Annotated in this window: 15 protein-coding genes; 9 read left to right on the forward strand and 6 right to left on the reverse strand. The window is 72.3% G+C overall.

Annotated features, from left to right (window positions below):
- Nucleotides 1-23: 23 nt before the first annotated feature.
- From ASF82_RS08610 to ASF82_RS08625, 3 genes are all read left to right on the forward strand, one after another.
- Entirely contained in the window at nt 24-425 is a 402-nt protein-coding gene (locus tag ASF82_RS08610; RefSeq protein WP_056056361.1) for a cupin domain-containing protein, read from the forward strand.
- Nucleotides 426-708: 283 nt separating this feature from the next.
- Nucleotides 709-2220, forward strand: a complete 1512-nt coding sequence (locus tag ASF82_RS08620) for a hypothetical protein (RefSeq protein WP_156370016.1) — start codon at nt 709-711, stop codon at nt 2218-2220.
- A 149-nt stretch (nt 2221-2369) separates the two neighbouring features.
- On the forward strand, nt 2370-2840 hold the full coding sequence (locus ASF82_RS08625; RefSeq protein ID WP_056056367.1) for a GNAT family N-acetyltransferase: 471 nt from the start codon (nt 2370-2372) through the stop codon (nt 2838-2840).
- An 18-nt stretch (nt 2841-2858) separates the two neighbouring features.
- Here the strand turns inward: ASF82_RS08625 and ASF82_RS08630 are convergent, their stop codons facing one another.
- Together ASF82_RS08630 and ASF82_RS08635 are read right to left on the reverse strand one after the other, a co-directional pair.
- On the reverse strand, nt 2859-4292 hold the full coding sequence (locus ASF82_RS08630) for an NAD(P)/FAD-dependent oxidoreductase (RefSeq protein WP_056056369.1): 1434 nt from the start codon (nt 4290-4292) through the stop codon (nt 2859-2861).
- Nucleotides 4289-5185, reverse strand: a complete 897-nt coding sequence (locus ASF82_RS08635; protein WP_235491239.1) for a UbiA family prenyltransferase — start codon at nt 5183-5185, stop codon at nt 4289-4291. Before ASF82_RS08635 ends, ASF82_RS08630 begins: the two co-directional genes overlap by 4 nt.
- A 63-nt stretch (nt 5186-5248) precedes the next feature.
- On the opposite strand from ASF82_RS08635, the gene ASF82_RS08640 reads away from it, so the two are divergent.
- The 3 genes from ASF82_RS08640 (at nt 5249) to ASF82_RS08650 (ending at nt 7190) form a co-directional block, all read left to right on the forward strand.
- A complete protein-coding gene (locus tag ASF82_RS08640) occupies nt 5249-6445 on the forward strand; it encodes a glycosyltransferase (protein ID WP_056056374.1) in 1197 nt (398 codons plus the stop codon).
- Between the two features lie 94 nt (nt 6446-6539).
- A complete protein-coding gene (locus ASF82_RS08645; RefSeq protein ID WP_156370018.1) occupies nt 6540-6872 on the forward strand; it encodes a hypothetical protein in 333 nt (110 codons plus the stop codon).
- A gap of 63 nt (nt 6873-6935) precedes the next feature.
- A complete protein-coding gene (locus ASF82_RS08650; protein ID WP_156370020.1) occupies nt 6936-7190 on the forward strand; it encodes a hypothetical protein in 255 nt (84 codons plus the stop codon).
- 52 nt (nt 7191-7242) lie between these two features.
- Here ASF82_RS08650 and ASF82_RS08655 read toward each other — a convergent pair whose 3' ends face one another.
- A complete protein-coding gene (locus ASF82_RS08655) occupies nt 7243-7749 on the reverse strand; it encodes a hypothetical protein (protein ID WP_156370022.1) in 507 nt (168 codons plus the stop codon).
- Nucleotides 7750-7873: 124 nt separating this feature from the next.
- Between ASF82_RS08655 and ASF82_RS08660 the strand changes: the two genes are divergently transcribed.
- Nucleotides 7874-8617 carry a hypothetical protein gene (locus tag ASF82_RS08660; protein ID WP_056056387.1) on the forward strand — a complete coding sequence of 248 codons (744 nt, stop codon included), beginning with the start codon at nt 7874-7876 and terminating at the stop codon, nt 8615-8617.
- Nucleotides 8618-8676: 59 nt separating this feature from the next.
- On the opposite strand, the gene ASF82_RS08665 is transcribed toward ASF82_RS08660, so the two are convergent.
- Nucleotides 8677-8961, reverse strand: coding sequence for a hypothetical protein (locus ASF82_RS08665; protein ID WP_056056389.1), 285 nt, complete (start codon nt 8959-8961; stop codon nt 8677-8679).
- 170 nt (nt 8962-9131) lie between these two features.
- Here ASF82_RS08665 and ASF82_RS08670 point away from each other — a divergent pair, with 170 nt between their 5' ends.
- On the forward strand, nt 9132-9620 hold the full coding sequence (locus ASF82_RS08670; protein WP_156370024.1) for a VanZ family protein: 489 nt from the start codon (nt 9132-9134) through the stop codon (nt 9618-9620).
- Nucleotides 9621-9629: 9 nt separating this feature from the next.
- Here the strand turns inward: ASF82_RS08670 and ASF82_RS08675 are convergent, their stop codons facing one another.
- Nucleotides 9630-10430 carry a nucleotidyltransferase domain-containing protein gene (locus ASF82_RS08675; RefSeq protein ID WP_156370026.1) on the reverse strand — a complete coding sequence of 267 codons (801 nt, stop codon included), beginning with the start codon at nt 10428-10430 and terminating at the stop codon, nt 9630-9632.
- A gap of 165 nt (nt 10431-10595) precedes the next feature.
- Between ASF82_RS08675 and ASF82_RS08680 the strand changes: the two genes are divergently transcribed.
- The gene (locus ASF82_RS08680; protein WP_156370028.1) at nt 10596-11282 is read left to right on the forward strand and encodes a hypothetical protein; all 687 of its coding nucleotides are present in this window, start codon (nt 10596-10598) and stop codon (nt 11280-11282) included.
- Nucleotides 11283-11518: 236 nt separating this feature from the next.
- Here ASF82_RS08680 and ASF82_RS08685 read toward each other — a convergent pair whose 3' ends face one another.
- Entirely contained in the window at nt 11519-12184 is a 666-nt protein-coding gene (locus ASF82_RS08685) for an SDR family oxidoreductase (protein ID WP_056056398.1), read from the reverse strand.
- Between the last annotated feature and the right edge of the window lie 296 nt (nt 12185-12480).

Here is a 12480-nt window from a genome sequence, read left to right on the forward strand (position 1 = left end):
ACCACCGACGACCAGGAGTCAGCATGAACATCGAACCCGTCGCCCCCACGACCAAGAACCCGCCCGAGCAGTTCGCCGGCGACGTCTGGCTCGACCCGATCGCGATGCCGCACGAGGACGGCCAGCACATGGTCGTCGCCACCGTGCGGTTCGCACCCGGCGCCCGCACCGCCTGGCACTCGCACGAGAAGGGCCAGTACCTCCGCGTCACCGCCGGCGTCGGCCGCTTCGGCACCCGCGACGGGCACGTCATCGACGTCCACCCCGGGCAGACGATCTACACCCCGCCCGGCCAGGAGCACTTCCACGCCGCCGCCCCCGGGGTCTTCATGGAGCACCTCGCCATGCTCGAGAACGGCGACGACCCCTCCGCCACCACCACGTGGCTCGAGCACGTCACCGACGCCCAGTTCGCCGGCAGCTAGGACGAGCGGTCTGCCGGCGAGCAGCCGCCGGCGACGGCGATCGGGGCGGGGCACGGGGCCCGTGCCGACGAGTGCCCTGTCCTGTGGGCGTCGAAGGTGACACGACCTTGTGATGATCTTTCCTCATGCGTGCGGATGACCTTCGACAACGAACGGGCAACGGCGTGCACTCGGACCCGGTGTGCCTCCTACGGTGGGGTTCACGGGCTCACGACGACATGGTCACCCCGGCTCGCGGGGTGAGCGGAGAAGCCGCCCCGACAACATCTCCGAGGGGAAGAACATGAAGAGATCCGTGCTCACCGCACTGGTTCTGCCGTCCGTGATCGCCGTGACGCTGGGCGGGACGGCGTTGTCGGCGCCGACGGCCTCCGCCGCACCCGCTGCGACCTCCACCGCCGCCGCGGCGACCGCCGACGAGAGCGTGGCGAGCGACCCGGCGGAGGCGCCCGACGCCGACGCGGGAGGCCCCTCGGCCGGACCCCCGTCGGTGGGGTCGGCACCTGTGGGGCCGGCAGTCGAGGCAGGGCCCACGGAGACCTCCGCGACCGAGGCCGAGGCCGAGGTCCCTGCTGCGGACGAGGCGTCCGAGCCGGGACCCGGGACGGACGAGGGCACGACGGCCCCGGCCCCCACCGACGAGACCGGGACCGGGACCGGGACCGGGACCGGGACCGAGGCCGACACGGGCGGGGAGGTGGGCACCGCGGCGGCCACCGAGCCCGGCACGGTGACCGTCTCCGGGGAGACTCGGCTCTCCGACACCCAGCGCGCCGTCACGGACGGCTGGCCCGCCGGCACCACGTTCACCTACCAGTGGACCCGCGACGGTGCTGACATCGACGGCGCCGTCGGTGAGACCTACGTCCTGGTGGGCGCCGACATGGGCCGCGTCGTCGAGGTGGCCGTCACCGGCACCGGGCCCGAGCCGGACGACGAACCGGCCACCGTCGTGAGCGACCGGCGCGTCGCGGCTGGCGTCGCCCCCACGTTCACCGCTCAGCCGGGCACCGACCTCACGGTCGTCGCCGGCGAGCCCTACTCCTTCACGTGGAAGGCCGCCGGGGACCCTACGCCCATGGTCGTCAGCGTCGCTGACCCTCGCACCCTGGTCTCTACGCTCCCCGCCGGAGCGACCGTCACCGAGACCCCTGGCGCCCTCACGATCTCCGGGACAAGCACCTACGCCGGCTCGTACTCGTTCGGCGTCTCGACCCTGAACATGGTCGGCATCGGAGAGCTCCTCGTCGTCGACCTCGAGGTGCAGGCCGCAGCGCCCGCGAGCATCTTCGCGACGGTGTACACCACCTCCGCCACGGGCCCCTGGGCCTTCGCCGGAGCCGTCGGCTCGTCCCCCGACGACGACGTCCTCGCCGTGAGCGTCGACGACGGACAGAGCGTCGTGCTCGCCGCCTACGCCGGAGACGAGTTCGGGAACGCCGTGCCGCGCGAGGCCCTCCCCGAGGGCTCGGACGAGCCCGTCTACAGGAGCAGCGGCCCAGGCGACGAGGCAGTCGTCCTGGACACCGGGTACCAGGGCTTCACGGTCCACGGAGCGGGAACGCGCGTCATGAGCGCTTCGCTCGCTGGTTTCACGCTCTCGTTCCCGGTCGAGGTGCGCAGCACCGCGGTCGTCGTCCCTGCCGGGTCCGGTGCGGCGCCCATCTCCAGCACTGGCAGCCTCGCGTACACGGGCAGCGAGCCCGCCCAGGGTCTCGTCGCGCTCGCCGCCGGCCTCCTCGCCGCCGGCACCGTCCTGACCGTCGTGCGCCTCCGCCGACGCGCCACGAGCTGACCCGCGGACGTCCCCGCCGCCCTCCTGTGGGGGCGGCGGGGACCTCCAGGTGGAGTGCTCCCCGTCCGCGATCGAGCCGCCGCGGACGAGGGACGAGGGTCTCCGGCTGCGAGGATGGACACCTCCTCGACCGTCACGGAAGGACGACCATGGGCTGGACCATCACGCGGACACCCTTCGACCACCCGGACGCCGAAGGACTCCGTCGAGCCCAGCGGGTCGAGCTCGACGCCCGCTACGGCAGCGACGACCACGAACCCGGCACGCCGCCGTCGGCGACCGACGTCCCGGTGTTCCTCGTCGCGCGGGCGGACGACGGTCGCCCGATCGCCTGCGGTGGGCTGCGGCCCCTGGCCGACACGGTGGTGGGACCAGCCACCGTCGAGGTGAAACGGATGTACGTCGTGCCCGACGCGCGGGGGTCGGGGGTGGCCTCCGGGCTCTTGCGGGCCCTCGAGGACGCCGCGCGCGAGCTGGGCACGCGACAGGTCGCACTCGAGACGGGCACGCTCCAGCCGGACGCGATCCGCTTCTACGAGCGAGAGGGATACTCGCGCATCCCCCTGTTCGGTCCCTACGTCGGATCACCCGAGTCCGTCTGCTTCGCGCGGGACCTCTGAACCGTCCACCGGGCCAGGTCAGGCCGGGGTCGACCTCAGCAGCCGGGTCACCGCGATCATCGCTCCGCCCACCACGGCGGGGATGCCGCCGCCGGGGTGCACCGACGCGCCGACCCGCCACAGCCAGGGCCGCCACGGGTCGTTGTACGACGGGCGGTGGAACGGACCGCTCAGCCACGGCGGGCGCGCGGCTCCGTAGAGCGCGCCGTGCGGCTCGCCGCCTGCGCCGTAGTACTGCGGGTCGAGCACCAGCTGCTCGTCGAGGAGGTCGGTGAGGGGCCCGTGGAGCCCCATCGCCGCGGAGACCCGGTCGACCTCGCGCCGCACGAAGGGGTGCTCGGCCGTGTAGCGACCGCCGTCGGCGGGCGCGGTGAGCAGGATGCCGACGGTGCTGCGCGGGTTCGGGTAGACCTCACCGGCGCGGTACTGGTTGACGAACACCATGGTGTCGGCGGGCTCGTCGCCCGCCTCGAGGCTGCGGTGGAGCGCCGCGGGCTTCGTCGGCAGCACCACGCCGTGCGTCGGGAAGTCCGCCGGCAGCTCCTCCCGCAGCACGCCGTACACCGCGACGGCGGAGCAGGAGAGGGCACGGGGGCGCAGACGGGGCAGCGTCGGCAGGCGGGACGGGCCGGTCAGCGTCGCGAGCCTGTCGGCGTCCAGGGCACTGACGACGAGGTCTGCCGCGTGGTGCCCGAGCTCGGTGGTGACGGATCCGCGCTCGATGCGGGTGACGGCCTCGCCGGTGCGCACCTCGACCCCGGCCGCCTCCGCCAGCCGGCCCAGCGCCAGGACGACCTCGTAGACGCCGCCTCGCGGCACCCAGGCCCCGGTCTCGGCCATGATCGCCGGCATGCTCGCGTACAGGGCGGGGGTGCGCGAGGGCGAGACGCCCGCGTTGAGGGTGTGGATCGCGATGATCTCGCGCAGCCCGTCCGGCAGCCACGGCAGGCCGTCGAGGTAGGCGCGGGTGGTGAGGCGCGAGCCGTAGACGGCCAGCAGCCGGCGCAGGGCCGGCAGGGCAGCCCGGTCGAGCGGGTCGGAGAGCAGCAGCTCGGTCACGTCGTCGGCGAGGGGCGCGTGCAGGTCCGAGAAGCGTCGCCAGGCGGGGTACCAGGGGTGCCCCGGCGCGACCGGCAACGAGGTCTCCTCGCCGTCGTAGTAGTAGCGCCCCACCTCGGGCATGCGCACGAGGTCGAGGTGCCCGTCGTCACGAGCACTGTCGGGAGCACGCCCGCCGTCGCCGAGCCGCCGCAGCAGCTCGTCCCACACGGCGGGGAAGGTCACCAGCGACGGGCCGGTGTCGATGCGGTCCTCCCCCAGCTGGATGCGACGGCTCTTGCCGCCGAGCTCGGCCGAGGCCTCGAGCAGGGTGACGCGGTGCCCCGCGTGGGCGAGCAGCGCGGCCGCGGTGAGCCCGCCGATCCCGCCGCCGACGACGACCACGCGGCTCACGGCCGGCCCACCAGCACGATGGAGACCAGCAGCAGCACCCCGGCGAACGACCCCGCGATGTACGGGAAGGCCACCGACAACCGGTAGAGGCGGTGGCCGGTCTCCGGCGACGGGTCGCGCAGCAGGCGCCCGACGAGGACGCCGGCGATCAGGAGGTTCAGGGCAGCCACCGGCACGCTCACCACGGCGAAGAGCGCCGTGGAGACGAGCCACCAGGCCCCGCTCCACAGGGCCGTCCCGCGGGCACCGAGCCGCACCGCGGTCGTGGTGATGCCGGCGTCGCGGTCCTCCACGATGTCCTGGACGGCGTCGAAGGCGTGCTTGGCCACGCTCCAGGCCATCAGGCCGAGGGCGGCGGGCCAGACCGGCGTCACCGAGAGGGCCGCGGGCACGATGACGAGCGGCAGCGCGTAGGCCGCGTTGCTCAGCGAGTCGACGAAGGGCCGCGCCTTGAAGCGCAGCGGCGGTGCGGAGTAGAAGACGAACACGCCGACGTACAGCAGGATCGCGGCGATCGCGAGCGGCGGCAGCGTGACGGCGAACAAGACGAGGAAGGGCACGTTGGTGACCGCGACGGCCCAGGCGATGAGCCGCACCTCGGACTGCTCGATCCTCGCGCCCTCGATCGAGCCCTTGCGGGGGTTGGCCGCGTCGGTGTCCTGGTCGTAGATGTCGTTGACGCCGTAGATGAGCAGGTTGAACGGCAGGGTGAGCCACAGGATGACCGGCAGCGCCCGCAGGTCGAAGAGCGCACCGGTGAGCCACACGGCGACGAGACCCGACCCGACGGTGTTGATCCACAGCACCGGGCGTGAGATCAGCACGAGGCGGCGCACGGTCGCAGCCCTCTCCGACGGCGCGACGCGCGACATCCGCTCAGCACCGTCAGTCACGAGACCGACCGTACGCCGCCCGCCGCGCTGCGGGCCCACGGCTCGCGGGCCCAGACTGGGCGGATGCGCATCATGCTGCTCACCGCCGGCACCCGGGGCGACGTCGAGCCCTTCGTCGCGCTGGCCCGACACGCCACGAGTCGCGGCCACGACGTCCGGCTGGCCCTGCCCGACGACGCGGGCGCGCCCGAGGGAGTGAGCACCGTGCCCCTCGGCCTGGACGCGCGGCGCGTGCTCTCCCCCGCCGGTCGTGCCCCGTGGGCCCTCCCGCGTCACGCCCTCGCCGAGGTGCGGCCCGCGATGCGGCGCATGCTCGCGGCCGCGGTGCGCGAGACGGTCGCGTTCGACCCCGACGTGGTGGTGCACCACCCACTCGTCCTGACCGCGCCGATGGTGGCGGACGCGCTGGGCGTGCCGCGCGTGCTCGTGGAGTTCGCGCCGGTGGCCACCCCCAGCGCGCGCTTCCCCGCCGCCGGCGGACCCACCGCCACCCGCGACCTCGGCGCCCACAACCGGTCCACCTACGCCGTGCCGCGCGCCGCCGCCCGCCTCTTCGACGGCGACGTGGCGCGCGCCGCCGCCGAGCTGCCGGGCGGGCGGCGCCCGTCCTGGCGCTCCCCGTCGCGCGCGACGCTGATGGCCGTGAGCCCGGTGCTGCTCCCGCGGCCGGACGACTGGCCGGAGCAGGTGCACCAGACGGGGGCCTGGCACGAGGAGGCGCCAGCCGCGTCGTGCGGACCGGTCGTCACCGACTTCCTGGCCGCCGGGCCCGTCGTCGTCGCCTCGTTCGGCTCCATGGCGACGGGCGACGCCTCGGCCCGCGGCGCGGCGGTCGTCGCGGCCGCCCGCTCCCACGGCCTGCGGGTGCTGCTCGTCACCGGGTGGGGCGGGCTCGCGCTGCCGCCGGAGCACCGCGGCCCCGACGTGCTGGCGGTGCCGTCGGTGCCCTTCGACGCCGTGCTGCCCCACGCCGTGCTCGCGGTGCACCACGGCGGGGCCGGCACCTCCCACGCCGTCGCGCGGGCCGGAGTGCCCGCCGTGGTCGTGCCGGTCACGGCCGACCAGCCGTTCTGGGCAGCCCAGCTGCACCGACAGGGGGTGGCGGCCGCGGCGGTCCCGCTGCGCCGACTGACGGCCGGTGCCCTCGCGCCCGCGATGGGCGACGCCCTGACCCGTCGGGGGCGGGCCGCCGAGGTGGGCCGCCTCATGCGTCGGGAGCACGGCGTGCAGCGGGCGCTCGACGTGCTCGAGTCCCTCTGACGCGAAGATCATCCGCCAGGAGGAATCGCCGTCCCCTCGTCGCTGGGAGAGTTCAGGCGGACTCCCGGGTCCGCTGCCGAGAGGAGACGTCGTCGTGACGACACTGAGACGAACGCCGGCCCCACGGTCGTGGGCACTGCCGCTCGGCGGGCTGAGCGTCTCCGGCCCGCTCGTGGTGGCCGCCGGCAACGCCCCGGCCTTGATCGGCGCACCGCTGCTGCCCTGGGTGAGCGACCTCCTGGACCTCTGGGCCGTCGCGTCGGTCGCTCTCGGCGTCGCCGCGATCGTCGTCGCGCGCGACGACCTGGCGTCGCCCCGCGACCTCCGGCCGCGCTCCGCCGCTGTCGGCCTGACGCTCGGCACCGTCGGACTCGTGCTCAGCGGGTGCCTGTTCGTCCTCTGGCTGCTGACTCCCCTGCCCTTCTGACACCGCGCCTCCCTGGACAGCGTCGCGGGACGCTCTCGCTGCGACCTCTGCGACCATGACGGTGTGAAGACCGCTGCTCCGATGAGCGTCCGCGTCGCGTCACTGGGGGTGGTCGTCGTCGGGCTGACGAGCCTCTCCGGGTGCTCGACGAACGACACCGACACGCAGCGGACGACTCAGGGCATGGTGGCGACCGCGGAGGTGCTGGACCGCTTCGACGGCTACCTCAGCGTCGGGCTCAGGGTCGAGAACAGCGACGAGGCCGTCCTCACGGTCACCTCGATCAACGGCGGCTCGGTCACCTTCTCGACGAGGTGAGGCCCCTCACGTCGGTCAGCCGATCCGCCGCCGTATGGTCATGCGCGGAGGCTCAGAGAACTCGCCCGCACTCGCTCGGCCGAGCACGGCTGGCCGTGACGGCGGGCCCCGCGGCGGCGATCGCTGCCACCATCGCGAGCAGACTCGTCAGGTACAGCGGGCGAGCCCACGGTGAGTGGTCGTAGCCGCTGATGCCGAAGCCGTCGGCGAGCTGCATGCCCGGCGCGAAGGCGACGAGAAGCAGCGACGGCGCTCCCCCGACCAGGACGAGCGCCTGTGCCAGGACGACCTGACCGAGGGTGAGGCGCGAGCGGCGGATCGTCGACACCGCCACGACGACCGCGGCGCCCACGCCGAGCACAGCCCAGGCGATCACCGGTGCGGGTGAGAACGACTGGCCCACGCGGTCGAGCTCGCTGTGGATCTCCGGCAGCGACAGGCGCGGGACCGCGGCGAGCGGGTTCCAGACGAGGACCTGGAGGGCACCCACCACGGCGTACGCCACGACGAGACCTGTTCCGACCGAGGCGGCGACGGCAGGAGGATCCGGACGGCTCATGCCGTCACCGTAGGAGAGGCCCGCCCGCGGGTCGTCCGCCCCGAGGAGGATCTCCAGCCGTCGAGGCCCCCCTGCCGGGCGAACGGTGGTGCAGGACGCTGGTGCGCCTTGCCACGCTGCTCCCGTGGACGTGATCGATGACGTGGAGCGTGGCAACTGGCTCGCCGGACGAGTGCACGGCCGGACGAGCGTGGGCTCCGTCGCGGGGCACGGTGCCGACGCCTACGTCCGGATCCTCCACCCCCGGGAGAGCGGGCACGTCGACGACCGTCGGGCGTGGGGCGTGCCGCCGTCCGACGACTGGACGGCTCGGCGCTGGTCCGACGTCGCAGCCGCCTCCGGGCGGACCATGCACTCCCTCGTCCAGTGGGGCCGCCTCCTCGGCGACCAGGACCCGAACGCACCGGGGACGTCCCTCGGTTCCCTGGACCCCGTCGTCCTCGCGGCGCTCGTCCCCCTCCTCGCCAGTGCGACGAGCACGCCGGACGACGTCTTCGCCGGCTTCTGGACCGGGCACGGAGGGATCGAGCTCACCAGCCGGAGACAGCTGGACTTGCCGGGCCGAAAGTACGTCCTGGCCAGCACGGCCCTCGACGAGCTCGCCGACCCCGACTGGGGGTTCTCCCTCGGACTCGGGTGGTTCTCCCACGTCAGGTCTCCGTCCCTCCAGCTGCTGTGGCCCGACGACCACGCCTGGGTCCTGGCGACCGAGATCGACTGGGACTCGACGATCGTCGGCGGCACTCGGGCTCTCGTCGACAGCATCGTCCTCGACGGCCGCTTCGAGGCGTTCGACGTCGGCCCCGACGACGACCTCTCCTGGGACGGGGACACCCTCAACGGCCCGGGCGGCGAGTCGACCGCGTGACGGCGTCCTGACTGTTGCTCGGCACGGCCGAACTGGGCTCAGCCGTCGGCGTCGGTCGATCAGCGAGCGCGACCAGCTCGACGACTCACCAGGACCAGGACGAGAGCGCCGAGGCCCAGGACGACGGTGCCCGCTGCGGCGATCCTGCCGACCAGCTGGGTGACGAGCACCGACTCGTACTGCTCCTTCGTCGTGACGATCTCCGTGCCCTCCGGCACGAACCAGAAGAAGACCGGGGCCAGCGCACCGGCACTGACCGTGCTGACCACGCAGACGACGAGGGCCACGACGGCCAGGCCGCAGAGGACGAACGTCCATCGGTCCACGAGCGATCGATCGGTCATGGGGTAACGGTAGCGGTGCCGGCGGGCCTTGCCGGTCGTCAGCGCGTCTCGACCGAGCGATTCCTGAAGCTCGGCGCCCAGAGCCTTCGACGTGGCTACGAGATCAGGGACATCCAGGACCGGAGCAACGAGCCCCCATCGTGCAGCTCCTGGGTCACTACGGTGAGTCAGTGCTCTCAACTCTCCTGGTGCAGGTGCCGTGGCTCCCCGTCGCCGTCCTGCTCCTCGCAGTCCTGACCGGCCCGTTCATCGCGGCCGCGATCGTGCCGCGGCCGCGACTGCTCCGGGCTCTCTTCATCGCCTCCCTCGTGATCCTCGCCGGCCTGACCCTCTACCCGGAGGGCGGGGTCGACCGAGACGTGACCTGCACCGTCGGGCTTCCCTACTTCGGGCTCCGAGCCGTCGAGACGGTGGCGAACGTGCTGCTGTTCATCCCCCCGGTCCTGCTCGCGGGCCTGCTCGTCCGGCGCCCCGTCCTGGCCGTCATGGGCGGCACTGCCACGTCAGCACTCATCGAGCTCGTCCAGGCGATCGTCCCGGCCATCGGACGCGCCTGCGACACCGGCGACTGGATCACGAACACCATCGGCGCCGTCCTCGGCGGACTCATCGCCCTCGCTGCGCTGAGCCTCGACCGTCGAGCCACAGCAGCACCGTAGGCCGATCGGCTAGCGGGCGGAGCTCGAGGCGACGGCCCGCCGGAAGTAGGCGTCGGTCGTGGCCCGGACCTCATCGGGGTGCTTCACGGCGGGATCCGTCTCGAAGTGGCTGGCACGCTGCAGCTCCACCTCGACGAACCGCGCGAGCTGCGGTGGCGGAGCCTGCGTGCCCATCTCCCGTGTTCGAGCCTTCGTGGCGATCAGCGTGTCAGCCGCGAGACGGACGTCGTTCGACACCTCGGCCTCGGCGAGCAGCGTCGGCAGGTCCATCGGGGGAACGGTCTCGTTCGGGTGGACGTGCAGCCACCGCAACGCAGTCGTCGTCCGGAGGACGTAGAAGAAGCGCTTGAGGGTGGGCTTGCCCGCCTGCTGTTTGTGAGCGACGTGGAGGTAGTGCCGCCCGACGGCCGCCCGCTCGACGACGTCGTCGGCCAGGGCGAGGAGCTCGTCCCGGAAGGACTCGTCGCCCGTGTAGACGATGGGCGAGCGCAGCCACTCGATCACGACGGCGTTGCCCTTGACGAGGAGGCGAACGGCTTTGGCGAGGTCCCACCCGTTCACGTCGAGGACGCTGTCGAGGGGAGTCTCGATGACGTCGCGCCCCGGCCACAGCGACAGGTAGGCCTCCGGCGCACGAACGTAGATGAACCGGCAGTCGTAGTCGCTGTCCGGCGACGGGAAACCCCACGCTCGACTGCCGCTCTCGATCGCCCAGGGCACACGGACGTCGTGGTCAGCCGCGACGCCCGCCAGACGACTGTCGATCTGTGTCACGACCGACGGATCGAGGCCATCCGGGAGTACGCGCATGTCCAGACCCTATCCAGCTACTCGATGCACCCAGACGAGACATCGGGTCAGTCTCGTCGTCGATCCTTCAGCGGGACGGTTGTGCCCTTCTCTCCCCGCAGCGACTCAGCGCGAGCCTCCTCTTCCTCCTCGTCACGGCCTCCCCGGCATGGCAGGGTCACGATCATGGAGATCACCGACGATGTGGAACGCTCGGCCTGGCTGGGGCGACGGATGTACCGGCAGGGCGGCTGGGCACGGGTCGGCTCGATCGCCGGGTACGACTTCGAGGCCTACGCGCGCATCCTGCATCCACGCCCCACCGGCAGCGGCGTCTGGGAACACCGCCGCTGGGCGGATGTCGCGGCCACCGCCGGGAAGGTGATGCACCCCCTCGTGCAGTGGGAGCGACTCCTCGACCACGACGAGCCACAGGGAGGAACGAGCGACGTCGGGCACCTCGACCCCCAGGTGCTCGCCGCCCTCGCACCACTGCTCGGCGACGCGACCACGACACCCGACGACGCCCTCGCGGCGTACTGGGTCGGCGGCAGCGGCCAAGACCTCATCGGCCGCTCTGCGACCGTCGATCGATACGACTACGTGCTCGCCCGGACCACCACCACGGAACTCGCCGAGCCAGGCTGGGGCGTCGACATCGGCTTCCGGACGGACGAGTCACCCCAGCTGCTCTGGCCCGAGGACCACGCCTGGGGGCTCGCCACCGAGATCGACTGGGACTCCACGATCGTCGCCAGCTCACAGGCGCTCATCCACGCGATCGTCACCGACGGCCGCTTCGAGGCTTTCCCCGTCGACGAGGACTCCGACCTCTCCTGGGACGGCGACACGATCAACCGGCCCGCGACCTGACGGCCTGGAGCGCGATCCCCTCCCGGGACGTCATCACTCGGCTGCGTCGAGCTCGGCGCACCTGCCCGCGTGTCGGGCCGCCAGGACGTAGCCACCGAGAGGCACCGGGCCCTCGGGCTCGGTCCCGTCCCAAGGAAGGACTCCGGCTGAGCGACGGGCCGCGGCGACCGCACGGTCTCGGTCAACACGCAGGTGAACGATCGGCTGAAGAGACGCCCCTAGTGTGTGGCCACCATTCAGAACTGCGCGGAGAAACCGCCGTCGGCACGTAGGAGCTGCCCGCTGATCCAACGTCCTTCCTCCGACAGCAGGAACGCAGTGATGCCAGCGATATCGCGGGGTGTCCCTGGCCGTCCCGATGGGTTGTACGTCGTCATCGCGTCCCGTGCTTCGTCATCCATCCATCCCGTGTCGATCGGTCCTGGGTTCACGACGTTCGCGGAGATGCCCTTCGGGCCGAGCTCGCGGGCGGCAGAGATGACGATGCGGTCGAGAGCGCCCTTGGAGGCGCCGTAGGCCAGGTTGCCGGTGGTGTGGTCGCTCGTGAACGCGACGACAGCTCCACCGCCGGCGTCGACGTGACGGGCGAACGCGGCGATCAGGAGCAGCGATGCGCGGGCGTTGACCGCGACGTGCTGGTCGAAGGCCTCCGCGGTGGTGTCCAGCACGCCGGACTCGACGCCGTGCGCATGGCTGAGAACGAGTCCGCCGATCGTTCCGCGCTCGCTCGTAACTTGCTCTATGAGAGCGATCGGGGCGGTCGGGCTCGAGAGGTCGCAGGGGTAATCACCCGTGTCGAGGTCGCTGGTGACGACCTCCCACCCATCGGCTTCGAGCCGAGGGACGATGCCCGCAGCGATGCTGTTCGAACGCGCGGCTCCGGTGACGAGAGCAAGAGGCATGCCCCGACCCTAGGGCAGCGGTCGATTCGTTGAGCAAAAGCCAGTCTGGATAGGACCCTCGACTCGCGTAGGCGTGTCCTACAGATGATCGGTCACCGATCAACGGTGGAGGCCAGCCACCTTCCCGCAGCTACCGGGCGCCAGCTGTCCCGATGGGTCAGTCCGAAACTGATCTCGGTGAACGATCCCCTATCGGGCGCTCCAAGCACGCGCTTCTACAGGGCTGAGCGTCGGCGCATGCTCGTGGTTGCATCAGGTTCGCGACCGCTTCGTGCAGCCGCATCAGTCGGCGGCCG

The organism is Frigoribacterium sp. Leaf164 (assembly GCF_001423665.1).
In the GTDB taxonomy this organism is placed as follows: Bacteria; Actinomycetota; Actinomycetes; order Actinomycetales; family Microbacteriaceae; genus Frigoribacterium; species Frigoribacterium endophyticum.